Below are 24,095 nucleotides of genomic sequence, written 5' to 3' on the forward strand. Positions count from 1 at the left end.
TTGCATACAGCTCCCTAGTCAAATCGTTGTAGGTCAATACCCTCATTATACTAGAAAGTAACCCTAATATAAAAAACTGACCTTAAATAGTCAGTTTCTTATACTACAACTTTGATAAATCTCCGTTTTTAATCCATCCACGAGCACGCAATGCAGTAACAATATGATTAATTCCAACCATATAGGCAGCTTGGCGCATACCGCATTCTTTGTCACTTTTCATATCGTGTACACGTGTAAAAGCAGAAATCATTTTCTCTTCTAGTTCACGATTGATCTTTTCTTCTTTCCAGTAATAGTTCATCGTATTTTGAACCCATTCGAAATACGAAACCGTTACTCCACCAGCATTACACAGAATATCCGGGATAATAAACGTACCTTTTTCCTCCAAAATATCATTTCCTTCTGGAGTAGTTGGCCCATTCGCCGCTTCTGCTACGATTTTTGCTTGAATACTTGGTGCTGTCTCCGCTGTGATCTGATTTTCAATCGCTGCTGGGATTAGTATATCGACAGGCAACGCAAACATTTTTTCATTCGATATGGAATCTGCTTTGTTAAAATCAGCAATAACTTCGCCTTGGTCCACATGTTCAATTAATGCTTGTATATCAAGTCCATCCTCTTTGTAAATTCCACCAGATGCATCTGTAATAGCTACAATTTTGACACCTAACTCATCTAGGAATTTAGCTGTTGCACTTCCGACGTTACCAAACCCTTGAATCGCAGCTGTAGCATTTGATAAATCCATATTCAAGACATTAGCCGCTTCTCTTATTGTAATGACGACACCTCTACCCGTCGCATCAAGTCGTCCCTGGGAACCTCCAAGGACTATTGGCTTCCCTGTAATGAGTCCTGGAATATTATAGCCACGAAGCTTATCGTATTCGTCAATCATCCATCCCATAACCTCTGGGTCTGTATTCATATCTGGAGCTGGGATATCTTTTTCCGGTCCAATGATCGGAGTTATTTTGCGAATAAAATTACGACTTAATTCTTCTAATTCGCGCTCATTTAAATCATCCGGATCAACAATGACGCCCCCTTTTCCTCCACCAAGTGGCAATTCAATGATTGCAGACTTTAAAGACATCCAGATAGACAAAGCTTTCACTTCATCTAACGTTACAGACGGATGAAAACGGATCCCGCCTTTTGTTGGTCCTAAAATATCTATGTGTTGAGATCGATAAGCTGTAAAGTTCTCCATTTTACCATCATCCTTACGAAGTGGTATGGATACTTCAAGTACACGCATTGGTTTTTTCAAAATTTGATAAATGCTTTCATCCAATCCTAGGCTATCAATGGATTCCTTTAAAAGTTCTTTTACAATATCATATGGGTTTTGATCATGTGTCGAGATATCCGCCTCGACTTTATGTTCTTCTGCAGTCATATTCATTCCTCCACAATTACATGGTTGTATTCGTAATGTGCCTCTATTTCGTGCTTCTTATGTAAAACAATCCGAAAACTTCTCATATTTCACCAATGGAAGTGGAACGCTAATGCTAATGAAGTTTGAAGACAGAAAGGAAGACCTAATATGTCTAGAGCAATGATGAGTATCATTCTTCGATTAGAAATGGAAAAAGAGAATGTCTCTTTTGGGGAAATTGCAACGATCGTAAGCAATGTCGGAGGCGATATTGTTGCGATTGATGTCATTAAAGAAGGTAAGCATAAAACGACACGAGATATTAGTATTAATGTGAATGATGAGACCAAACAAGAAAGAATTATTCAGTCGATTAAGCAACTTCCTGGCGTGGTGATTAAACACATATCTGATCGTACTTTTTTAGTACACCTTGGGGGTAAAATCCATGTATCCTCAAAAGTAGAAATTGATAATCGAGAGGAAATGTCACGTGTTTACACGCCTGAAGTAGCACGTGTCTGTGAAGCGATTGATGAGGACCCCAACCTAGCTTATCAATTTACAATAAAACGAAATACAGTAGCTGTCATATCGGATGGGACAGCTGTGCTAGGACTCGGAACAATTCGTCCAGAAGCAGCTATGCCCGTTATGGAAGGGAAAGCTATGCTCTTTAAGCAATTTGCTAATGTTGATGCATTCCCAATTTGTATTAATCCTTGTAACCCAGAAGAAACCATACGCATTGTGAAGGCTCTTAGTCCTACTTTTGGAGGCATTAATCTAGAGGATATTGGATCTCCTCAATGTTTTGAAATTGAAGAGCGATTAAAACAAGAACTAGACATTCCTGTCTTTCATGATGATCAGCATGGAACAGCCATAGTTGCTTTAGCAGGACTCTTAAATGCTCTACACATCGTGAATAAAGATATCGCTTCTTGTAAGATTATTGTATGTGGTATCGGCGCAGCAGGAATGGCCATTACAAATATGTTGCTGACTGCAGGCGCTACGAACATAATAGGTGTAGATATGGAAGGAGCTCTTACCAGAGATAAGTTTTATGATCGTCCTGGTTGGAATGACTTCGCTGACAAAACAAACCCTCGAAAAGAAACAGGTGCGTTGCACGATGTCATTCAAGATGCAGACGTTTTTATTGGTGTATCAGCTCCAGGGATTCTTAAAAATGGTAACATAAAATCGATGGCTAAAGATCCGATTGTATTTGCACTGGCAAATCCTCACCCTGAAATTACACCTGATGAAGCTAAGCCATATGCCAAGGTGATGGCTACTGGACGGTCTGATTATCCAAACCAAGTTAATAATGTTCTTTGCTTTCCAGGTATCTTCCGTGGTGCTCTCGATTGTAGAGCTCGTGAAATTAATGAAGAAATGAAACTTGCGGCTGCGAAAGCGATCGCTTCTACCATAAGCGAGGATGAGGTTAATGAAGATTACATCATTCCTAGTGTGTTTAATGAACATGTCGTTCAATCGATACGAAATGCTGTCATAGAGGCTGCGATAAAGACGGGTGTAGCAAGAAGAAATCCTGATCAGTAAAGTTGATTGTTTGTTCGAAATAAACAAATGTTTACTGTTGAAAGAATTTACTGCACAAAAATTCTTGCCATTCCACTTCTCCACTTTTACAATGTTATATAACACATCATGCAACAAAGTATAATATAGGATGTATGGTTAAGGAGGTTGTTCAATTATGACAAAAGACGATGATCAACAAATTCAAGATGCACGAGAAGCAGTTGGTGACCATCAGATTACGAAGCTAGATTTTTATGGTGGTGCTTTTGCAGCAACAATCCCATTAATTTTCTTTATTATTTGGGCAATTACTCTAAGTACGATGAAACTGGTAACCGAAGAAGCTCTTGTTCTCGGTATGGTGATTGGTGTAGCAATTGGTTTATTCTTTTGTAAATCCCAATGGAAAGATTATGCTCAAGGACTCGTTCAAGGTATGGCGCAACCTATTGGTGTTATTGCCGTAATTGCTTGGTTTTGGGCAGGTATGTTCGCTAAGCTATTAGCTGCAGGTGGACTTGTAGACGGACTTATCTGGTTCGGCTTTCAGACAGGTTTAGAAGGTGGCTTTATTGTTGGACTAACCTTCATACTAGCAGCCATTTTCTCTACAGCAGTGGGTACAGGTTATGGAACTGTTGCAACGTTTGGTATTCTGATGTACCCAGCAGGCATTATTTTAGGTGCCGATCCCGTTATTCTTCTGGCAGCTATTTTAAGTGGTGCTGTATTTGGAGATAACTTAGCACCGGTATCAGATACAACAATTGTATCTGCAACAACACAGGATGCTGACGTACCTGGAGTAGTACGTTCTCGTTTTAAGTATTCAATAACTGCTGCTATTCCGGCTCTAATATTATTTGTTATTTTCGGCGGTGGCGGATCTGGTGGAAACCAAGAAGCCTTTACACAATTGAAGGAACAAGTTTCAGCAGAAGGATTGATCATGCTCCTTCCATTTGCTCTAGTTCTATATTTAGCATTATCAGGTCGCCACTTACTTACATCTCTTACAATCGGTATTTTGGCTTCTATTATTGTAATGCTCTTTACAGGAACTCCATTTACAGAAGTTATCCATATTTATCGTAATGATGCAGGTGATGCTGCTATTGGCGGTGCCCTAATGAATGGTATTGGCGGCTATTTTAACATGGCCATTCTTATTCTGTTCATTTTAGCAGCGGCTCACCTAATGGAATTAGCGGGCACAATGGAAGCAATCAAAAACTTCTTCCTTAAACTCATTAATGGCGTTGTAAAACGTGCTGAGTTATCAATCTATGGTATTGTAGCTTTCCTAAACTTATTTATTACGATCAATACGGCTGCTGAGATTGCAGCTGGACCATTTGTGCGTAAGCTAGGGAAAGAGTTTAACATTCACCCTTATCGACGCGCGAACTTCTTAGATACGGTTTCCTCTTCTCTAGGTTATATTTTCCCTTGGAGTGGTGGTGTTCTACTAGCATGGGCAACAATTAAAGGTGCTGCAGATGAGTATGGATTCATTCCAATTGTCGGACCTGCTGAAGTATTCCCATACGTATTCCAAGGTTGGGGATTACTCATCGTAATGCTTATCGCTGCACTTACTGGCTGGGGCTTACGTTTCGAAGGAAAAAATGGTGAAGAAGTTAAAAAATAATGTTTCATACAAAAATGGCTCCTCTATTAGGAGCCATTTTTCTTTATTCCATAAAAGTTCACTGTCGATGGTACCATAGCATTTAGTTTACTTTGTAACTTCTTATAAAGGATTACTGCTGTTGCATCCACAATTGGCTCAGCAAGCTCTCTTAAAGATTGGATATGCGCCTCTCCTTCTTTCGGAGTCACCATCATGCATTCCTGATAACCTAATAGCACTTCTATTATGTAAAAATTCTGGGATGAATGGGGCTGGAGGCGATGTCATCATCAAGCTAACATCATTGGAAGCTTTATCTATATATTCATCAAGTCTTTGATAATATTGTTTGGCATCTTTGTAGTCATACATGACATCAATAGTTGCTCCTCGTACGCTTATCTTGATTCAAAGCCTTCCATATTAGGGGGCGATTATAAAATAAGCATCAAAAAAATAAAACGTCTAGGATCCCAGACGTTTTTACATTCTTGTTTTTGATTTCTTGCTGAATGAACTTTTGAGTAACCTGACATGTTTCATTTCATATTTAAACTTGAACTACATATACAAACCAATAGTTAAATTTAAAGGTTATCCACAAGTTTGTGCACACGCTCTATATTCACATGTTATTAACGACAGAGAACAACTTATACACAAAGTTATCCACATATACACAACTCACAACCCCTTATATGGTAGAAGAACCAGTGTTCGCTACCATATATGCTGCGTTATCCTCACAATATTCACAGTCTGTGGATATGTCCGCTTCTTCAAATGCAGGAAATGTTCCATATTCATCTACGACTACATCCATTGCTTTATCCACATGTTGAGAACACACATATACTTTCATCATTTCACCTCTTTCACGTAGAAAAAGCAGGGACACTTTAAGTCCCCGCTTTCTTTATTTAGTAACTAGACGATGACAGTTCCATTGTAATCGTTTGTTTTTCTCCCTCACGATATAACGTTACTTCCATTTGATCGCCTACTTCTTTCTCTTGATACAAGTGTTTTCTTAAATCAACGATATCTTTAATCTGTTTACCATCTAACTGAGTAATCACGTCGTACTTTTGAAGACCAGCAGCATCAGCTGGGGAAGCAGATTCTACTCTGCGCAAGAATACACCTTGTGTTACCTGCTCAGGCAGTTTAAGTGTACGCTCCCATTCAGCTCTAGGAACATCGGCTAGTGAGTATGCTTCAACCCCCATATATGGACGTGTTACTTCACCATCTTCTTCGATATCCTGAATGATTGGCTTCGCGATGTCAATTGGGATAGCAAACCCTATCCCTTCTACTGCTGATTTAGCAATTTTCATGGAGTTAATTCCAATTAATTCACCTTTAATATTGATTAAGGCCCCTCCACTATTACCTGGGTTAATCGCGGCATCGGTTTGGACTACTTCCGCATTCCAATCGACTCGACCATCTCCATTTAAATCTTGTGGGATCGCTCTTTCTTTACCACTAATAATGCCTTTCGTAACGGATCCCGCAAACTCAAGGCCTAATGGGTTCCCAATTGCTAAAGCAGGCTCACCCACTTTTAGATTATCTGATGACCCTAGCTTAATGGCTTTACCCACCTTTTCAGAACTCATCTCTAAAACTGCCAAATCCATATATGGATCACTTCCAAGTAACTGCGCTTCGATACGAGTACCATCGATTAGTTCAATTTCGAGCTCGTCTGCGCCTTGTATAACATGGTGATTCGTCACCACATAAGCTTTTCCATCCGCTTTTTTGTAAATGACTCCTGAACCCGTACCTTGTTGAGCTGATTGACTTTCAAAAAAGTTAGATGAACCACGACGAATATTGATAACACCCACAACAGTTTCTTGAACATCATCCACTACTTTCGTTACTTGTGTAGTGACATCTACATTTACATCTTGTGTTTCTGTAGTCGTATCATTATCATTTTGGTTTTCATCTTCATCAGCTTGCACCTGATCATTTGTTTCGTCAGGAGTTGTAATGTCATACGGTAATATGTTGGATTGAATTAATGCTGGCAATGCCAAAATAATAAGTACAGCTCCTAGTATGAGACCAACAACGGTCGGCATGATCCAGCCTGGACGTTTATGTTGGTTTCGGCTAGAAACATGATCATCATAATAACCCATTCCCTCACCAATCCTCTCTTTGTTCATAGGATTTTATCATTCTTTACTAAATGATTCCTCCATCAAAAATTGGTTAAACATCGTTCAGCGTATAGATCGGGGTTGCTGATTTTGGATCTGTGTCATATAAATCAATGGAGTTTCCTAGAGGTATGCCTCGTTCATTCAAAATATTCCCCACAGACATACGTGCAAGGTCTTTCATATTGTTATCTTGACTTAAATGGGCTAAATAAATACGCTTGGTTCTATTTCCAATTATATCTGTTAATGCGATAGCCGAATCCTCATTCGAAACGTGACCTTTATCTCCAAGAATTCTTCGCTTCACATTCCATGGATAACGTCCCATACGCAACATTTCAACATCATGATTAGACTCAAAAATATAAGCATCTGCATCTTCAATTGTTTTCTTTATACGGTCTGAAACATAACCCATATCTGTAGCTAAGGCAACCTTTTTCCCTCCATTACGAAACACAAAAAACATCGGTTCTGCCGCATCATGTGAGACACCAAAGGATTCAACTTCAATATCTCCAAAATCTTTTACAGAAGCCATCGGAAATTCAAACTTTTGATCCGTTGAAATCTTTCCAATATGATCCTCCATTGCCATCCATGTTTTCTCATTCGCATAGATCGGTAGTTGATAGCGCCTGGCCATGATCCCTAGTCCTTTAATATGATCACTGTGCTCATGAGTCACTAAGATTCCATCGAGCTCATTTGGATCAATATTTACTTCATTCATGAGACGCTCCATTTGCTTGCCGCTTAAACCTGCATCAACAAGCAATTTTTGATTGTCTGTTCCTATATAAAAAGCATTTCCGGTACTTCCTGATGCCAACACACTAAAGTGCAAACTCATATAGTTCTCCACTCCAAATTATTGTTCTATCTGATCTAGAAGGTTTTGAATTGTATCTTCTACAAACGTACTTTCATCCATAGATATCAATTGTCCTTCCATTGCATTCACATAATACTGACGTTCCTCATTCACAAGAATCTTCCATGTTGGTGCAAACACCTGTAATCCATTCGAAAGTGGAACGAGCGTGTAATATCCTAAATTCATATCCGATACATTATCACCGTTATATAACTCATTACGAGAGAATAATGTAATTGCTGCTTGCTTAGGTTTAATAAGCTCTTGCTTTTCACCTGTTTTATTGAAATCATCAAGCATGGTTTGAACATAACGAGTCATTTCCTGATCTTCATTTAGAAAAACAATTACAACGCCACTTTCATTAAAGAAAATGGGGTTATTTTTATAGGATTGGAAGAAAAGAAGTTTATTTGCTTCTTTATTATATCCCCAATACTCATAGTTGTCCCCATATAAAATCTGATCCTTTACTTTGGTTGTTATATCCTCATCAGATGCTTCAACATCTATAGGGACAGATTCTTCAAGCTCCGATAATAATATCGTTTCATCATTAAAAAACTCGTAGGATTGATTTTCTAATTCATCAAGCTTCTTCTGATCCTCATCATTAAAGACATAACGGCGTGCAGAAATATATGTCTCTTTTATACTTTCTTTAGGCAAATCACCGAGCGTGATTTTTTCTGCTTCCAACTGTTCTTCAATGGTTGAATCAGGTAACAATCCTATCTGTGCTTGCTCCCTTTTTTCAAAGAATTGTTGAACGAGAAAGACATCTAGAATCAGAAAGCAAATAATAAATAGTGTTTTAATTTGTCCCCATTGCACTATCTACCGCCTCCTTGATTCATAAGTCCTTCATCAAATGTGATTTTTTGCCAATCATTCAACTTAATAAACCACGCAGGCTCCAATGTATACACCTCTGCAGATGAACCTGTTCGTTTCATTTCATACCCAACCGCAATATCTTTAATTAAATATGGAGGGTAATTCTTCCAGGCTTCTTCAAGATAAGCAAGAACGTCACTACCTGAACGTAATGTGATTTCCTGACTACCAAATGGTGGTTGTAGTTGAATAAGTGCACGTTGATATTCAAATATCTCTTGGTTCTTCCATCTCTGTTCAATCAGAGTGCGGTTTTCATCATCAAATACTGGATATCCTTCTTTAATTAAACGGTAACGAATGTAATTCTGATTCTGACTAAGATGATAAATATTATAATTATCTGTCCAACCATTATGGTCATTGACAAATTCTAAGCTTTGTCTAATCAAGCCCGAACGGTCCATAAGTGTATATTCTGTTTCCGCGGGGTTTATAAATTCCATCATAGTCTCATTTTCATAAATACGTAATCTTGTTGTTCCATCTGAATAATATTCCTCTCCTATATTTGAGGAGTTTGGACGGACTAGATTTGGATTACTAAAGAGAACATTAATGAAGGTATCTGGATTGATTGATCTTGTTGGATACGTGTTCATCGGAAGAGTTACTTGCCCCTCAGGTAAATAAATTGGTGATTTACGATTTTTCTCATAAGCTAAGTAATTTACTTGACCATACGGATTCACAAGATAATCTTCTACATTACTATACACATCAAAGTTTTGAATTTCAGCTTTAATATTTTCTTCGCTATCACTTGATACAAAGTAAACTAGGCTCGAGGATTGCTGCTGAGACATCTGTATTAACATACGATCAACAGTAAGCTCAGGTAAGTCTTCTTTCTCTTTCTCTTTCACAGTGTACGTATTGACAAGCGTTTGGATTGGAACAGGTGTTGGAAATACAACCTCTATCGTAGAATCTCTTTCATATGTGCCTTTCGCACGATATTGAAAATCAGTGAGTGGCCAAGTTCTAATTTCTTTATATAGCTCATTTTCTTCAGATAACTGAGCTAAAGAAAAGATGCGATTGTTTTGATGGAAAATAATATGTTTTGGTTGTATGATACTTTTAACCGATTCCTTGCTACCACTTCTTATTTTCGTTGAATCGTTAATTATATTTTCTTTATCAAGGACATCATATTGAGGTTGGTAATTCCAAATCGCGAGTGTAAGTAGTAGACTTGTACCTACTAAAATAGTTAATAAAACTGACTTGACATTTTCCCACGTCATTCTTCATCACCCCGCGATTGACTCATGAGCGGAAGTGTGAAGAGAACCGTTGTTCCTTCTCCTTCCTTACTTTCAGCCCAGATGTTACCACCGTGTGCTTCGATCATTTCCCTGGAAATAGCTAAACCTAAGCCTGTTCCTCCAAGATTTCTCGAACGTGCCTTATCTACACGATAGAAGCGTTCAAAAATCTTATTAAGCTTTTCTTCCGGAATACCTACACCTTCATCTGATATTTTTACAACAAGCTTCTGCTGTTGTTTCATTACATCTACGATAAATGTAATCGTTCCTCCCTCTGGAGAATACTTAATGGCGTTAGAAATAATGTTATCGAGTACTTGAGTCATTTTATCTTTATCAATCCATACCCAAACTTCTTCTTCAGGTAAATGGCGTACAAACTCTATTTGCTCCGTCTTATTAAACTCAAATCGTTCAATTGTATGTTGAAACAAACCTGTAAAATCTACTTGTTCTTTATACATCTTGTAGTCTTTATTATCCATTTTAGACAGTTGAAGCAAATCATTTACCAGACGAATCATACGTTCTGTTTCATTTTGAGTAACACCTAGAAAACGTGGAGCAATTTCTTTGTCTTCCCACGCACCATCTGTTAAAGCTTCTAAATAACTCCTCATTGTTGTAAGAGGCGTCCTTAATTCATGTGAAACGTTAGCCACAAACTCTCGACGTTCTCTCTCAATCTTTTCTTGCTCCGTGACATCACTAAGTACGGTAATAAAACCATTCATCTCTTCACTTTCAAATTGAACCCTAGAGAAGCTAGCTTTAAGAAGTAATTGTTGGTCTTCTTCACTGAAGTCAATAATAATAGAGCCTGTATCTTGGATTTCATTTATGTCATCAAGACGATCATGTATATTAAGTACATCTAATAATGGTTCGCCTTCTACATCATCTATACGCTTACCAATAAGCCTCGCAGCCGGCTCATTCATTAATATAATTGATCCAGTTTGGTCCGTAGCAATAACTCCTTCAGTCATGTTGGAAAGTACTGAGCTCAATTTCCTTCTTTCACTCTCTGTAGTTGCTTGAGCAACTTTTAACTTATCATTTAATTCATTAAAAGACAGAGCTAATTGGCCAATCTCATCTCGTCCATATACATTTACTTTTTGAGAAAAGTCTCCGTCTCCCATTAACTTAGCTTGCTTTCTCATTTCAGTAATCGGCTTTGTAATGGTCCGTGCAATCACAATACCGAGCAAAACGGATATTGATACACCTAAAAATGTTCCATTGGCAAAAATACGGTTAATTTCTTGAAGCTGCCCATAAACCCCTTCAAGGCTTGCTTCTAAGTAAATAACCCCGGCCACATTCTCTTGATCACCATTCCCATTAGATTGATAAATAGGAACCGTCATAACTAACGTTCGATCACCCGTGTTTTTATTTAGTAAAACTTCTTCATCGCTTTGCCCCAATACTAATGTACGGTTTACTCTGTAATCTATTGTTCGTTTTCCTACGTCGCTTTGATCTAATTGGTTAGTTGTTCCTATTACACGACTTTTGTTATTGATTACCCGAAGTTCTGATATGGACTCCGCATCAAAATCAGAAAGAATCGATTGGACTTCCTTTTGCAAAGATGGATCTTCCTCAGACCGCTCCTTAGCAAAAGCCTGTTCGAGCTGATAATTTAACAGCTCAACATTATCGACAATCGATTCTTTAAAATTTTGTAGTAGTTGGGTTTCTAATTGCTGGGCAAAATATGCTCCTATTACCTGAATAGGAAATAGCAGCAGCAATATGATGACAATAATGAACTTTAAACGAATGGACTGAAAAAATCCGACTTTCTTCATACAAACTACTCCTGCTCAGGATTTCTTAAATAGTAGCCGACCCCTCTTCTTGTCACGATCCACATTGGTGTACTTGGGTTCTCTTCAATCTTTTCTCGAAGTCGACGTACCGTTACGTCGACTGTACGCACATCTCCGTAATAATCATATCCCCATACCGTTTCAAGAAGATGTTCACGCGTCATTACCTGTCCAATACTTCTAGCTAAATAATGCAGCAATTCAAATTCACGATGAGTAAGCTCAATCTGCTCTCCATCACGCGTAACGGTATATGCATCTGGATGAATAACCAGTTTTCCAATTTTTATATCATTATTGGTCTTCGTTCTATCCTCAGGCTGCTGTTGATGGCGTCGTAAATTTGCTTTAACACGCGCAATTAACTCACGATTGTTAAACGGCTTCGTTACGTAATCATCAGCTCCTAATTCAAGCCCCAATACTTTATCAATTTCAGAATCCTTTGCTGTCAGCATGATAATCGGCATATTGTGGTTTTTTCGAATTTCTCGACAAACCTCCATACCATCTTTACTAGGCAACATAATATCTAACAAAACTAAGTTCGGTTTTTCCTGATTAGCGAGCTCAATGGCCTCGTCACCATCATAGGCACATACTACCTGATATCCTTCTTTTTCAAGATTAAATTTCAAAATATCTGCAATGGGTTTTTCATCATCTACTACTAGAACTTTAAAACTCATTTTTATCCCTTCCTTCTATAAGGACATATATTTCTTTAATTCTTTATTTTAACGTATTATATCCGAAATGTCTTTCAGAGCAAAATGATGTTGGTTCTACTTTCTTAACTTGTCCCATATATTAAATAAGAAAACCCCTAGTTTTGTTTCACTAGAGGTTTTACAATATTTTTACCGACTTATATATTTTAATGGGTTTTGAACGCTGCCATTTTTATAAAGTTCAAAATGGAGGTGCACTCCGGTTGAGTGTCCTGTTGTACCCATGACGCCGATCGCTTGACCTTTTCTTACTGTCTGACCAGCTTTTACTTTAACAGATGACATGTGTGCATATACGGTTTTGTAGCCATTATTATGATCAATAACAACTTTGTTGCCATAACCACCTTGCCATCCAGCTGATTTAACAACACCATTATCAGCAGCTTTAAGTGTGCGATTACTTACGCCTGCAATATCAATGCCTTTGTGGTAAGAGCCCCATCTCCAACCAAGCTTACTAGTGATCACACCACCAACTGCTGGCCAGCTAAAGTTTCCAGTACCACGAGATGGGATAACTTTTGTGCCCTTAATTACAATTTTCTTAACAGGTTCTTTTAGCACTTTTTCCTTGAGCAATTCTTTCTCAACAACTTCACCATTCATTTTGATGACTTTAAAATGCATTTCTTTAGAACCTTCTTGCCCTTTTTGTTCTACTTTCTTTTGACCTTTATACATATCATCTGATTCTTTTACTTCCGTCTCATAATCAATTGTTTCTCTCTTACGGATTTCCTCTGTTACCTTAACATCTAATAAAGAATCAGGAGCAGTCACTTTAACTTTTTGACCTACATGTAAAATGGAATTTTGTTTTAAATCAGGGTTTAAGTCCAACATTTCTTGGGTAGATAAATTATAGTTACTCGCTACATTACCTAATACTTCTCCAGATTTAATCGTGTGAACCTTTTCTTTTAAGGTCCCTTTTTCTAAAAGCTTTACTAACTGTTTTACTGAAAAAATCTCTTGAGGAACTACTTTTTCCTCTGAAAATGAAACTTTTTGAGATAGTGAAACGTCTAATACTGTAGAATCACCAATTTCCAAATCAATAGTACTTGAATCAAAGTTAGATTTAGAAACTTTATCTAAAACAGCTTTTGACACATACTTTTGCTTAATTTGCTCAATTGCTTGATCAGCATCTTTGCGATCCTCTACATAGCCAAGCAGTTCACCATCGATTTCGATCCTGGTAGCTTCTACTTTTATTGATAAGTCTTCTTTTAAACTACTTAATACCTTTTTATTGTTATAAGATGGTCTGAACATCTTCTCAGGTATGTAGGTTACATTTTCTCCAATTGTTAAATCTAAATCTTTGAATTGTTGTTCAGCTTGATCTACACGTTCACCAATATAAGATTCTACAACTTCACGGTCATCTACCGTGCCAATATGCTCACCATCCACATAAACATGATACACCGTTGGAATTGAACTCTCGAAACTCTCGGCATATACAGACCCTGCTGTTATACCTAAACCTAAACAGGTTGTTAGAATAACTTTTTTCCAGATCGGAGCTGAATCTTGTTTTGTGGCATCCATTTGATTGCTTTTTTTCGCATTACGCTTCTTCGGCCACACGGTATAAACCTCCTCCCCACAAATTACCAGTCGTTTTTTATCTATATTTTGTCTTTATCTCTAAAATTTAAATCTTTTTTCTCTGTTTTTGTTTACACTTAAATAATTTATCATACTTCCTAATTAGTATGAAATAGATTAGGAGATGATGTAATAAACTTGTATTATAATTTCCACAATACTACCAAATAACTGATTTCAATTAACTCCATTAGTGTATAATCACACTATTATGGAAGCGTTTTTTTCGTAATTTTTGCTCTAATGTTACAGTTATATTACAAACATATACTTTCGAATTATGTCATTAGTCCCACATTATTCCTAAACTGGATTCGACATTATTCCTAGAAAACTGTAGTTCTATAGAAATAAAAAGAGAGGATAAACCATGATGGTTTATCCTCTCTTAAATAGATGGCTCGGGACGGAATCGAACCGCCGACACACGGATTTTCAGTCCGTTGCTCTACCGACTGAGCTACCGAGCCATAGGAGTATGGTGCCGCTACTTTTGTGTGGTGTTTGAGATGTTTAATCAGTGATGTTCATTCTTGCTGTGCTCGTCACGACCCAAGCTTTTTCTGCTAGATGATGGGCTGTTCCTCGCAGATCCTACAATGATGATGCTCATCAAAGTTTACGGATCCTCTACCGACTGAGCTACCGAGCCATACAAATGTTAAAGTACCGACTTTTTTGCAATGTTTGCCGCTTCATTTTGTAAAGAATATGGCGGTCCGGACGGGACTCGAACCCGCGACCTCCTGCGTGACAGGCAGGCATTCTAACCAACTGAACTACCGGACCTCATACTGCTATGTATTAGTGGTGACCCGTACGGGATTCGAACCCGTGTTACCGCCGTGAAAGGGCGGTGTCTTAACCACTTGACCAACGGGCCACTTTTTGAAGCTCAATTAGTGACAGCGATAATAATATTAGCATGATCCAATTTATTTTACAATACATTTTTGAAAATTTTATCGAAAAAGGTAAAACATCTTAGTATCCTGACACCTATAATAATCTTAATTGATTTTTTTAGTAATGATTAAGTACGTTACTTATTCCTTTTAAAACATTTTTTATATACGATGTTTCATGTGGAACAAAATTTTCCAAACTCACCTTGCTATGGATGAAGTTATTCTTGTAATCTATGCCTTCAACAACTATATGATCGGTTTTTCCAGACCATAAATCTATGAATTGATCTAAATCAACTTTAACTATCCCAGAGACTTCATCTTCTTGCAACCTAAAGTCTTTTATTTCTCCATTCCACATCAATAAAAACACATTTGTTAACTCATGATCTATTATTTCATCCGTTACCAAACAATCTTTCATGACTCCGAGAGATATTAGATCTTTAAAGGCTACATTTATACCTAGTTCCTCTTCTACTTCTCTTACACCCTCTCTAACGGTTTCATTTTCAAGCAAATGACCAGCTGCTGTTATATCAAGTAAGTTTGGGAAATCTTTTTTTGTCTTACTCCTTAATTGTAGATAAATAAAATATGTATCTTTATTTTTGCTAACTAACCAACAATGAAATGTCTCGTGCCAAAGTCCCTTCTTATGTACTTCATCACGAGATGCTATACCTTGACTCTGATACTCTTCATTAAACACTTTGAGCATTTCTATTTCCATTTTTAACCCCCTTTACTCTTCTTACTATTAAAGAGCTTTTTTTATCCTTCGTCAATGTATATGTACCATTAATAAAGCGTGCAAAATGAGTTTTCATTCTGCACGCCAAAACTATTATTTATATACATCAATTAACACATTCGTCTGTACACGATCAGGACCTACTGAAAATACAGCAATTGGTATGCCCGTTAATTCAGAAATACGATTCACATAGTTCTGTGCATTCTCAGGGAGGTCTTCAAAGTGACGAACTCCTGTGATATCTTCTGTCCATCCTGGCATTTCCTCATATACCGGTTCACACTCAGCTAATACATTTAAGTTAGCTGGGTATTCATCCAACACATCACCATTATATTTATAACCTGTGCAAATTTTTAACGTTTCAATTCCTGTTAATACATCAATAGAATTGAGAGACAATGCTGTAATTCCGCTCACACGACGCGCATGACGAACAACTACAGTATCGAACCATCCAACACGTCTTGGACGACCAGTTGTTGTTCCATATTCACGACCTACTTCTCGAATTTGATCTCCTGTTTCATCATGTAATTCAGTTGGAAAAGGGCCATCTCCGACACGCGTTGTATAGGCTTTCGATACGCCCACAACTTGTTTTATTTGAGTAGGTCCTACGCCGGCACCTACCGTTACACCACCAGCAGAAGGGTTAGAAGATGTAACAAATGGGTATGTTCCATGATCAATGTCCAACATAACCCCTTGTGCCCCTTCAAAAAGAACTGGCAGATCTTCATCAATTGCGTTATTAAGAAGTTTAGATGTATCACATACATAAGCAGAGAATTGCTCTGCATATTCATAGTATTCATCTAGAATATCTTCTACCTTATAAGGTTCTACACCATATACGTGTTCCAACACAGCGTTCTTTTCTTTCAAGTTCGTTTCTAACTTCTCGCGGAACATCTCTTTATCTAATAAATCAGCGATACGAATGCCGTTACGTCCAACTTTATCCATGTAAGCTGGACCAATACCTTTTTTCGTTGTACCAATTTTATTCGTTCCCTTGTGTTGTTCCTGCATCTCATCTAATTTGAGATGATACGGCAAAATAACATGCGCACGGTTACTAATTCTAAGATTATCGGTTGAGATACCTCGATCATGTAAATATTTAAGTTCTCTTACCAATGCCTTTGGGTTAATAACCATTCCATTTCCCATTACACAATCCTTATCTTTGTAAAAGATACCAGATGGGATCAAGTGAAGCTTGTAGGTTTCTCCTTCAAATTGAATAGTGTGACCTGCATTGTCACCACCTTGATAGCGAGCGACAACCTTCGCTTGTTCAGATAAAAAATCTGTAATCTTACCCTTACCTTCATCTCCCCATTGTGTACCGACAACTACTACTGAAGACATATATAAATGGCACCTCCGCCTATATAATTTCCGCTTTATTAACAACGTATGTAGCGTATCAATTCATATCGCAAAAGTCAATCCAAAATACGAACGATAACGATGTAACATTAATATTCGTTCGTTTAAGGGCTGAGGGAGTTATTCAGTTATATGGCAGTTATCTTGAATAAGTTGGTGCTGGGTGGTTCCGTTATGTCTTTGCAGTTGGGCGGGCTGTGGAAATGAACCGCAGCTATCGTAAGATTTTCTTGTTTAGAATATGTGGTTACATCATATATACATCAAAGTGATCTAAAGCATTGTATGTGAAGGGTTTGAGTATCTGAAATCGCATTTTCCTTATGCAAGAGATTAAATGATTTCAGCCATGAGTCCGTTAATTTCCATAACAGCAAAGGGGGGGAGGGAAACGGCAAACTCCTTCGGTAGAAAGGGCGGACGAGATCCCGCAAGAAGCGTAGCGGATGAGGAAGCTGAAAGTAAAAAAGGAAGTTCGACTAAGAACGCCACATCGTGTAGCATCGTCGACCTATCCAACGTCGTGTGGGGCAGCAGGAGTATTGCCGTTTCACTGAACCCCTTACTCTCACGAAAGCAACGGACTCCTCTCACTTTATCTCGATTCCAAGTCTCCCATATAAGGGTGCTTTACTGAAAACCCACCAACAATAAGATTTAACACATTCAAAAAAGCCCAGTGCAATCACTGGGCTTTTTACGCAGGTGGGATATCACTCTGATCATAGCGATGATCCAAATCTACGAATTTGTTGTATTCTTTTACGAAGGCTAGTTCAACTGTCCCAACTGGACCGTTACGTTGCTTTGCCAAGATGATCTCAATGATGTTTTGTTTTTCTGATTCTTGGTCATAGTAATCATCACGATATAAGAATCCTACAATATCGGCATCCTGCTCGATACTTCCTGATTCACGGATATCGGACATCATTGGACGCTTATCCTGACGTCCTTCAACGCCACGAGATAGCTGAGATAGTGCAATTAGTGGAACATTAAGTTCACGAGCTAGTCCTTTTAAGGCACGTGAGATTTCAGAAACCTCTTGTTGACGGTTTTCTTTAGAGTTACCGTTACCTTGAATTAACTGAAGGTAGTCAATTAAGATCATTCCAAGACCGTGCTCCTGTTTAAGTCGGCGACACTTGGAACGAATCTCGTTTACTTTAATACCTGGTGTATCATCAATGAATACGCCTGCGTTAGACAAGCTCCCCATTGCCATGGTGAGTTTACCCCAGTCTTCCTCTTCAAGGCTTCCTGTACGGAGTTTCTGAGCGTTGATATTTCCTTCTGCACATAGCATACGCATAACAAGCTGATCTGCTCCCATCTCAAGTGAGAAGATCGCAACATTTTCTTGTGCAGTAACCGCTACGTTTTGCGCGATATTTAAAGCAAAAGCTGTCTTACCTACTGAAGGACGAGCAGCTACAATAATTAGGTCGTTCTTTTGGAATCCTGAAGTGATTTGATCTAAGTCACGGAAACCAGTAGGAACCCCTGTAACCTCTTCATCATTATTATGAAGTTGCTCAATATTATCATAGACATCAATCAAGACATCTTTTATATTTTTAAATCGCCCGGAGTCCTTACTTTGGGCTACTTCTAAAATACTCTTCTCTGCTTCATTTAAGACGCTCTCAACTTCACCTTCATCTGAATACCCACTTGTAACAATATTTGTAGCTGTTTTTATAAGTCTGCGTAAAATGGACTTTTCTTCTACAATCTTTGTGTAGTATTCAATATTGGCTGCTGTTGGTACAGAGTTTGCTAGATCACTAAGGTAGGATACCCCACCTACTTCATCTAGAACGCTCTGATTGGAAAGTGCAGTCGTTACAGTTACAAGGTCAATTGGCTCTCCTTTTTCAGAAAGTTTCGTCATAACCTCATAAATACGCTGGTGACTAGCTCGATAAAAATCCTCTGGTAAAAGAACTTCTGAAGCTGTTGCTATGGCTTGTGGCTCTAAGAAAATGGCACCCAACACAGCTTGTTCAGCTTCAATATTATGGGGCGGTGTACGGTCATTCATTACATCGTTCAAGCTGTATTCCCCCCTTCAGCTTTTAAGAGGATGAATTCCTTTACTTTTCTGATACGTGGACTTTAATTGTGCCCATTACTTCATTATGCAACTTAACAGGCACGTTCGTATATCCAAGAGTACGAATTGGTGAATCCATCTCAATTTTTCTTTTATCAATTTTGATATTGTGATTTTTCTTTAACTCATCAGAGATATGCTTACTCGTTATAGACCCGAAAAGACTTCCCTTATCTCCAGATTTTGCTTGTAGTTCAACTGTAAGATTTTCTAGAGTTTCTTTAAGGCGTTTTGCCTCATCGATTTCTGCTTGTGCTTCTTTTTGCTTCTTATTTTCTTGCGCCTCATGTTCTTTTAAGTTCGCTTTAGTAGCTTCAACAGCAAGATTATGCTTTAAAAGGTAGTTACGAGCATAACCATCTGAGACATTTTTTACTTCTCCTTTTTTCCCTTTACCTTTTACATCTTGTTTGAAAATTACTTTCATGATTCACTACCCCCTTCAAAATACTCATCGATAATCTCTTTAAGTTGATCTGCAGCATCTTCAATGGAAGAATCATCTAATTGTGTTGCTGCATTGGTTAAGTGTCCTCCACCGTCCATACTTTCCATAATGACTTGGACGTTGATATCCCCGAGAGAGCGAGCACTTATTCCAATTCGACCATCTGAACGTTCTGAGATGACAAATGAAGCGACAACCCCACTCATTGTAAGGAGTGTATCTGCAGCTTGTGCTATAAGAACAGGTCCATAAGTTTCACCTGATTCTGCTTTTGAAATCGCAATGCCATCACGATAAATTTCAGCATTTTCAATAAGCTGACTTCGTCGAACATAAACGTCTAAGTCTTCTTTCATAAACTTCTGCACAAGTACTGTGTCTGCACCTTTTGCTCTTAAATAACTCGCAGCATCAAAAGTTCTGGACCCAGTACGTAAAGTAAAGCTTTTTGTATCTACGATTATACCAGCTAATAAAGCTGTAGATTCAAGCATATTTAGTTTTAATTTCTTTGGTTGATATTCTAACATCTCTGTCACGAGCTCTGCTGTAGAAGATGCATACGGCTCCATATAAACGAGTGTAGGATCTTTAATGAACTCTTCTGCTCGTCGGTGGTGATCGATCACCACGACGTGTTCTGTTCGATTTAGAAGCTTTTCTTCAATTACAAGAGAAGGTTTATGTGTATCAACAACAACAAGGAGCGTATTTTTATTAACAACCTCATGGGCCTCATCTGGCGTGATAAACCAAGACCACAATTGTTCATTCTCCTGAACCTCATCCATTAATCGTTGTACGCCTGTATTCATATCATCAGGATCGTACACGACAAAGCCATCTTTATCATTGGCCTGTGCGACCTTTAAAATTCCTATACAAGCTCCTATAGAGTCCATATCAGGATTTTTGTGTCCCATAACGATGACTTTGTCAGCATCTTGTACAAGCTCTTTTAATGCATGAGAAATGACTCGGGCACGTACACGTGTACGTTTCTCCATAGGATTTGTTTTACCACCATAGAAGCGCACTTTCCCATTCTCATCCTTAACAACGACTTGGTCTCCACCTCGTCCAAGAGCTAGATCTAAACTGGATTGAGCTATTTCTCCAAGTTCAGGAAGTGAAGCTTCTCCTACCCCAATACCAAAGCTCAGGGTAAGTGGTACATTTTTATCTGATATGAGTTCACGAACTTCGTCTAAAATTTCGAACTTCGTTTTCTCAAGTTTTGTTAAAATCCCTTTGTTCATAACAGCAAAAAATCGATCTTGAGATGAACGTTTTAAATAGATCCCATTCTCTTGTGACCACTGATTTAAAATGGAGGTCACTTGGGAGTTAATATGGCTCTTAGCTGTATCGTCCATTGCTTGCGTAATTTCTTCATAGTTATCTAAGAAGATAATCGCAATAACGGTACGATCGTGTTCATAGATATTCTGGAGTTCTGTTTGCTTCGTACGATCAAAAAGATAAAGCAACCGCTCATCTTTCTTCACTAGTGTCTGAAGCTCATACTTCCCAACTGAAACCCAAACTTCTTCCTTGTCTTCTTTAATATTTGGAATCAGTTGGCCAGAGATCTCATTCAATGATTCCCCAACTAAGGTATCTTGGGGAAAGAATTTGTTCATATAAGGATTTGCCCATTCAATATTGTAATCTTCACTAAATAGAACAATCCCAATTGGCATTTCCATTAACGCTTCCTCACCTACTTTTTTCACTCGGTAAGAAAGTGTTGAAATGTACTCCTCCGTTTCATTTATTAAGTGCTTTTCTGTTCGCACACTATAATAAATGGAGGCAATCAAAAAAGAGGCCATCACAAATCCTAACTTCCACTCATAATAGAAGATCAGAAACAAAAGTAATACAGAAAGTGTATATATGACCCATAAGTGACTGCTCAATGTTGGTTTTTTAAAGAAATTCGGCATAACCGTCATCTCCTACATCACGAATCCTAATCTACTTCTTCTTTGCTAAGCGTTCTCGTAAAGAAAAACCTAAGTCAATTATACCTAAGATTCGTACAGGATAAAGCAACAAGAATGAAAATAATAAAGAGATTACTACACCAATGATTGGCACCTTTTTAGATAACCCCTTAATATCGGCATAAGCGAACATAAACGAAAAGCCTTGTAAGGTAAAGAGTGCTCCTGTAAGGACATATACATTCTGAGCAGCATCTCCCCATATACTTCCGCTTTCAAATTCAATAAATGTCACAAGTAGAGCAATAAAATAATACCAAATAATTGCCCTTGGAAACGAAAGTTTTTTTACTGGCGGAAAGTAATGTTGTTCACGAAACTGTTTATTCAATATTTTAAACCCTATCCAAAGAGTTATAAAGGCAAAAGATATAGCCATAATTCCCATAATGCTTGGAAGCATTGAAGGAATATTTCCGAACTGGCTTTCAAGAGCCTCTAGTTGTTCTTGTGAGACATCCCCACTTACTGATTCAATAAGCTCAACTGAATTTGCAATCGATTGATCTATAGTTTTACGAATCTCTTCGATCCAATTGATTTTGAATAACCAAAGAGATATGAGGTATGTGAGTAATAAACCGACTACATTCCCAACAGTACCTTGCGCCCATGCTTCATAAGGACTCTTCTCCTGGTATAAGGCACTTCCTAATGCAATTCCGCCAAAACCAGCTACAATCGTAAATGGCAATGTAACGATGTGTACTGCTAAAGTTGTAATAAATAAGACTATACTAATTAAAACGAGAGAAGCCTTCCATCCATTTCGTCTTGAGAAAATTAAAAACGGAATTGGCAAAAGAAACATTGTGATCAGACCAATAGCTGGTATAAATAGACTGACCAATAACAAAGCCAAATATATACTTGAATAGATTAAGCCTTCCCGCATGATACTAGAACCTTTCATATAACAATGCGCTCCTCTTTAAGCAAACATTAGAAAATACACCCTTATTTAAGAGAAAGTTTAAAGCTTTATCAATAAGAAACTATAAGAGTATATTTTCTAAAGTTAAGTTCATAACCATAATAATAACATTACCAAACGACCTTTTCTCTTTTCAAATAATCTTAAGCCTTCTTCCCCATTTTACCCCAAATTAGTAGAAAACAGAATGAAATTAAAGACTTAGCCCTATTGGTTTTAAAGGAAAAGTGAAAGCAACCGTTTAACTGCTAACATGTAAAAACAAAAACTCGCCAAAAGGCGAGCTTTATACAAGTGGTATTAACTTCCTAAATAGACGTTCTTTAGAGAAAAAAGCACAGCGCGATGCTGTGCTTTAATCCTTACGACAAAAGATATTAGTCGTTCACGTATGGCAATAATGCCATCTGACGTGCACGCTTAATCGCTTTTGTAAGTTTACGTTGATATTTTGCAGATGTTCCAGTTACACGGCGAGGAAGAATCTTTCCACGTTCAGATACGAAACGTTTAAGAAGATCTACATCTTTATAATCGATGTGTGTAATTCCGTTCGCTGTGAAGAAACACACCTTTTTACGCTTTGCGCGACCACGACGAGCCATAGGTGATAACCTCCCTTAGATTAATTTAAAATGGTAAATCATCGTCAGATATATCAATTGGATCTCCATTATTCGAGAATGGGTCCTCTTGGTTTTGGTTCGATTGTTGATTTTGATTGTTATTTCCAAATTGGTTCTGATTATTATTCTGGAATCCTTGAGAACCTGCGCCACCTGATCCAGAGCCTTTTGATTCTAAGAATTGTACACTATCAGCTACAACCTCAGTCACAAATACTCTCTTACCTTCTGAGTTGTCAAAACTGCGGCTTTGCAATCTTCCATCAACACCAACCTGGCTACCTTTTTTCATAAAGTTCGCAAGGTTTTCTGCAGCACGACGCCAAACAACACAGTTAATGAAGTCTGCGTCCTTTCCTCCCTGTTGACTGTTAAAAGGTCGGTTTACTGCAATTGTAAAGTTCGCAACGGCTACTCCGTTGGGTGTATAGCGCAAATCAGGATCCTTCGTTAATCTGCCGACAAGCACGACACGATTTAACACAGAACCACTCCTTATTGATCGTCTTCGCGTACAGCGATATGACGAATAATATCGTCAGAATACTTCGCTAAGCGGTCGAATTCATTAATCGCTTCACGTTCACCGTTGAATTTAAGGACTACGTAATAACCATCACGGAAGTCGTTAATTTCATAAGCAAGGCGACGCTTACCGATTTCTTTTGTTTCATTAATCTCCGCACCCTGTTCAGTAAGAACGTTGTTGAAACGCTCAATTACTGATTTTTGAGATTCCTCATCAATGTTTGGGCGGATGATGTACATGATTTCATAATTTCTCATCCGTCTTCACCTCCTTTTGGACTTACGGCTCCTCTTGGGAGCAAGGAGTAAATCATTTCGATTACTCACACAATTTAGTATTATAACAAACTTGTCTTCAAAGC

21 protein-coding genes and 3 tRNA genes are annotated in these 24,095 nt (G+C 38.0%); 2 read left to right on the forward strand and 22 right to left on the reverse strand.

Annotation, left to right across the window (positions count from 1 at the left end; all coding sequences use genetic code 11):
• Positions 1-103: 103 nt before the first annotated feature.
• Positions 104-1,411 carry a Glu/Leu/Phe/Val family dehydrogenase gene (locus GS400_RS19780; RefSeq protein ID WP_160104438.1) on the reverse strand — a complete coding sequence of 436 codons (1,308 nt, stop codon included), beginning with the start codon at positions 1,409-1,411 and terminating at the stop codon, positions 104-106.
• 150 nt (positions 1,412-1,561) lie between these two features.
• On the opposite strand from GS400_RS19780, the gene GS400_RS19785 reads away from it, so the two are divergent.
• Together GS400_RS19785 and GS400_RS19790 are read left to right on the forward strand one after the other, a co-directional pair.
• Positions 1,562-2,968, forward strand: a complete 1,407-nt coding sequence (locus GS400_RS19785; protein WP_236561084.1) for an NAD-dependent malic enzyme — start codon at positions 1,562-1,564, stop codon at positions 2,966-2,968.
• A gap of 157 nt (positions 2,969-3,125) precedes the next feature.
• A complete protein-coding gene (locus GS400_RS19790; RefSeq protein ID WP_160104439.1) occupies positions 3,126-4,601 on the forward strand; it encodes a Na+/H+ antiporter NhaC family protein in 1,476 nt (491 codons plus the stop codon).
• Positions 4,602-4,627: 26 nt separating this feature from the next.
• Here the strand turns inward: GS400_RS19790 and GS400_RS19795 are convergent, their stop codons facing one another.
• The 21 genes from GS400_RS19795 to rpsF form a co-directional block, all read right to left on the reverse strand.
• Positions 4,628-4,792, reverse strand: a complete 165-nt coding sequence (locus tag GS400_RS19795; protein WP_160104440.1) for a hypothetical protein — start codon at positions 4,790-4,792, stop codon at positions 4,628-4,630.
• A 485-nt stretch (positions 4,793-5,277) separates the two neighbouring features.
• Positions 5,278-5,448 carry a CxxH/CxxC protein gene (locus GS400_RS19800; protein ID WP_370519723.1) on the reverse strand — a complete coding sequence of 57 codons (171 nt, stop codon included), beginning with the start codon at positions 5,446-5,448 and terminating at the stop codon, positions 5,278-5,280.
• 55 nt (positions 5,449-5,503) lie between these two features.
• Entirely contained in the window at positions 5,504-6,742 is a 1,239-nt protein-coding gene (locus GS400_RS19805) for a S1C family serine protease (RefSeq protein ID WP_160104708.1), read from the reverse strand.
• A 73-nt stretch (positions 6,743-6,815) separates the two neighbouring features.
• Entirely contained in the window at positions 6,816-7,619 is an 804-nt protein-coding gene (locus GS400_RS19810; RefSeq protein WP_160104442.1) for an MBL fold metallo-hydrolase, read from the reverse strand.
• An 18-nt stretch (positions 7,620-7,637) separates the two neighbouring features.
• Positions 7,638-8,477, reverse strand: coding sequence for a two-component system regulatory protein YycI (locus GS400_RS19815; protein WP_160104443.1), 840 nt, complete (start codon positions 8,475-8,477; stop codon positions 7,638-7,640).
• Positions 8,477-9,790: a YycH family regulatory protein gene (locus tag GS400_RS19820; RefSeq protein WP_160104444.1), complete on the reverse strand. Its 1,314-nt coding sequence runs from the start codon at positions 9,788-9,790 to the stop codon at positions 8,477-8,479. Before GS400_RS19820 ends, GS400_RS19815 begins: the two co-directional genes overlap by 1 nt.
• Positions 9,787-11,634, reverse strand: coding sequence for a cell wall metabolism sensor histidine kinase WalK (gene walK / locus GS400_RS19825; RefSeq protein WP_160104445.1), 1,848 nt, complete (start codon positions 11,632-11,634; stop codon positions 9,787-9,789). The genes GS400_RS19820 and walK overlap by 4 nt, the downstream gene beginning before the upstream one ends.
• Before the next feature lie 5 nt (positions 11,635-11,639).
• Positions 11,640-12,344 carry a response regulator YycF gene (yycF, locus tag GS400_RS19830; RefSeq protein ID WP_160104446.1) on the reverse strand — a complete coding sequence of 235 codons (705 nt, stop codon included), beginning with the start codon at positions 12,342-12,344 and terminating at the stop codon, positions 11,640-11,642.
• Positions 12,345-12,515: 171 nt separating this feature from the next.
• Positions 12,516-13,985 (reverse strand): M23 family metallopeptidase, encoded by a 1,470-nt coding sequence (locus tag GS400_RS19835; RefSeq protein WP_236561085.1) that lies wholly within the window; start codon positions 13,983-13,985, stop codon positions 12,516-12,518.
• 418 nt (positions 13,986-14,403) lie between these two features.
• Positions 14,404-14,476 (reverse strand) — tRNA-Phe (locus GS400_RS19840).
• 242 nt (positions 14,477-14,718) lie between these two features.
• Positions 14,719-14,795: transfer RNA gene (locus GS400_RS19845), tRNA-Asp, on the reverse strand.
• A 19-nt stretch (positions 14,796-14,814) separates the two neighbouring features.
• Positions 14,815-14,889 (reverse strand) — tRNA-Glu (locus tag GS400_RS19850).
• 140 nt (positions 14,890-15,029) lie between these two features.
• Complete coding sequence (locus GS400_RS19855) at positions 15,030-15,647, reverse strand: NUDIX hydrolase (RefSeq protein WP_160104447.1); 618 nt, start codon at positions 15,645-15,647, stop codon at positions 15,030-15,032.
• A 114-nt stretch (positions 15,648-15,761) separates the two neighbouring features.
• Entirely contained in the window at positions 15,762-17,048 is a 1,287-nt protein-coding gene (locus tag GS400_RS19860) for an adenylosuccinate synthase (RefSeq protein ID WP_160104448.1), read from the reverse strand.
• A gap of 718 nt (positions 17,049-17,766) precedes the next feature.
• Positions 17,767-19,116 (reverse strand): replicative DNA helicase, encoded by a 1,350-nt coding sequence (gene dnaB / locus GS400_RS19865; protein WP_370519806.1) that lies wholly within the window; start codon positions 19,114-19,116, stop codon positions 17,767-17,769.
• 52 nt (positions 19,117-19,168) lie between these two features.
• Positions 19,169-19,615 carry a 50S ribosomal protein L9 gene (rplI, locus tag GS400_RS19870; RefSeq protein WP_160104450.1) on the reverse strand — a complete coding sequence of 149 codons (447 nt, stop codon included), beginning with the start codon at positions 19,613-19,615 and terminating at the stop codon, positions 19,169-19,171.
• The gene (locus GS400_RS19875) at positions 19,612-21,585 is read right to left on the reverse strand and encodes a DHH family phosphoesterase (RefSeq protein ID WP_160104451.1); all 1,974 of its coding nucleotides are present in this window, start codon (positions 21,583-21,585) and stop codon (positions 19,612-19,614) included. Before GS400_RS19875 ends, rplI begins: the two co-directional genes overlap by 4 nt.
• 31 nt (positions 21,586-21,616) lie before the next feature.
• Positions 21,617-22,558, reverse strand: a complete 942-nt coding sequence (locus tag GS400_RS19880) for a YybS family protein (protein WP_160104452.1) — start codon at positions 22,556-22,558, stop codon at positions 21,617-21,619.
• Between the two features lie 398 nt (positions 22,559-22,956).
• The gene (rpsR, locus tag GS400_RS19885) at positions 22,957-23,184 is read right to left on the reverse strand and encodes a 30S ribosomal protein S18 (protein WP_027448469.1); all 228 of its coding nucleotides are present in this window, start codon (positions 23,182-23,184) and stop codon (positions 22,957-22,959) included.
• A 25-nt stretch (positions 23,185-23,209) separates the two neighbouring features.
• On the reverse strand, positions 23,210-23,689 hold the full coding sequence (gene ssb / locus GS400_RS19890) for a single-stranded DNA-binding protein (RefSeq protein ID WP_160104453.1): 480 nt from the start codon (positions 23,687-23,689) through the stop codon (positions 23,210-23,212).
• 11 nt (positions 23,690-23,700) lie between these two features.
• Positions 23,701-23,991, reverse strand: a complete 291-nt coding sequence (rpsF, locus tag GS400_RS19895) for a 30S ribosomal protein S6 (protein WP_160104454.1) — start codon at positions 23,989-23,991, stop codon at positions 23,701-23,703.
• Between the last annotated feature and the right edge of the window lie 104 nt (positions 23,992-24,095).

The sequence above is a fragment of the Pontibacillus sp. HMF3514 genome (assembly GCF_009858175.1).
Lineage (GTDB): Bacteria > Bacillota > Bacilli > Bacillales > BH030062 > Pontibacillus.

Excerpts from the sequence above, each read along its gene's own strand:
- GS400_RS19780 (WP_160104438.1), bottom strand. The coding sequence starts at position 1,411 with ATGACTGCAGAAGAACATAAAGTCGAGGCGGATATCTCGACACATGAT.
- GS400_RS19785 (WP_236561084.1), top strand. The coding sequence starts at position 1,562 with ATGTCTAGAGCAATGATGAGTATCATTCTTCGATTAGAAATGGAAAAA.
- GS400_RS19790 (WP_160104439.1), top strand. The coding sequence starts at position 3,126 with ATGACAAAAGACGATGATCAACAAATTCAAGATGCACGAGAAGCAGTT.
- GS400_RS19800 (WP_370519723.1), bottom strand. The coding sequence starts at position 5,448 with ATGATGAAAGTATATGTGTGTTCTCAACATGTGGATAAAGCAATGGAT.
- GS400_RS19805 (WP_160104708.1), bottom strand. The coding sequence starts at position 6,742 with ATGGGTTATTATGATGATCATGTTTCTAGCCGAAACCAACATAAACGT.
- GS400_RS19810 (WP_160104442.1), bottom strand. The coding sequence starts at position 7,619 with ATGAGTTTGCACTTTAGTGTGTTGGCATCAGGAAGTACCGGAAATGCT.
- GS400_RS19820 (WP_160104444.1), bottom strand. The coding sequence starts at position 9,790 with ATGACGTGGGAAAATGTCAAGTCAGTTTTATTAACTATTTTAGTAGGT.
- walK (WP_160104445.1), bottom strand. The coding sequence starts at position 11,634 with ATGAAGAAAGTCGGATTTTTTCAGTCCATTCGTTTAAAGTTCATTATT.
- yycF (WP_160104446.1), bottom strand. The coding sequence starts at position 12,344 with ATGAGTTTTAAAGTTCTAGTAGTAGATGATGAAAAACCCATTGCAGAT.
- GS400_RS19855 (WP_160104447.1), bottom strand. The coding sequence starts at position 15,647 with ATGGAAATAGAAATGCTCAAAGTGTTTAATGAAGAGTATCAGAGTCAA.
- GS400_RS19860 (WP_160104448.1), bottom strand. The coding sequence starts at position 17,048 with ATGTCTTCAGTAGTAGTTGTCGGTACACAATGGGGAGATGAAGGTAAG.
- dnaB (WP_370519806.1), bottom strand. The coding sequence starts at position 19,116 with ATGAATGACCGTACACCGCCCCATAATATTGAAGCTGAACAAGCTGTG.
- rplI (WP_160104450.1), bottom strand. The coding sequence starts at position 19,615 with ATGAAAGTAATTTTCAAACAAGATGTAAAAGGTAAAGGGAAAAAAGGA.
- GS400_RS19875 (WP_160104451.1), bottom strand. The coding sequence starts at position 21,585 with ATGCCGAATTTCTTTAAAAAACCAACATTGAGCAGTCACTTATGGGTC.
- GS400_RS19880 (WP_160104452.1), bottom strand. The coding sequence starts at position 22,558 with ATGAAAGGTTCTAGTATCATGCGGGAAGGCTTAATCTATTCAAGTATA.
- rpsR (WP_027448469.1), bottom strand. The coding sequence starts at position 23,184 with ATGGCTCGTCGTGGTCGCGCAAAGCGTAAAAAGGTGTGTTTCTTCACA.
- rpsF (WP_160104454.1), bottom strand. The coding sequence starts at position 23,991 with ATGAGAAATTATGAAATCATGTACATCATCCGCCCAAACATTGATGAG.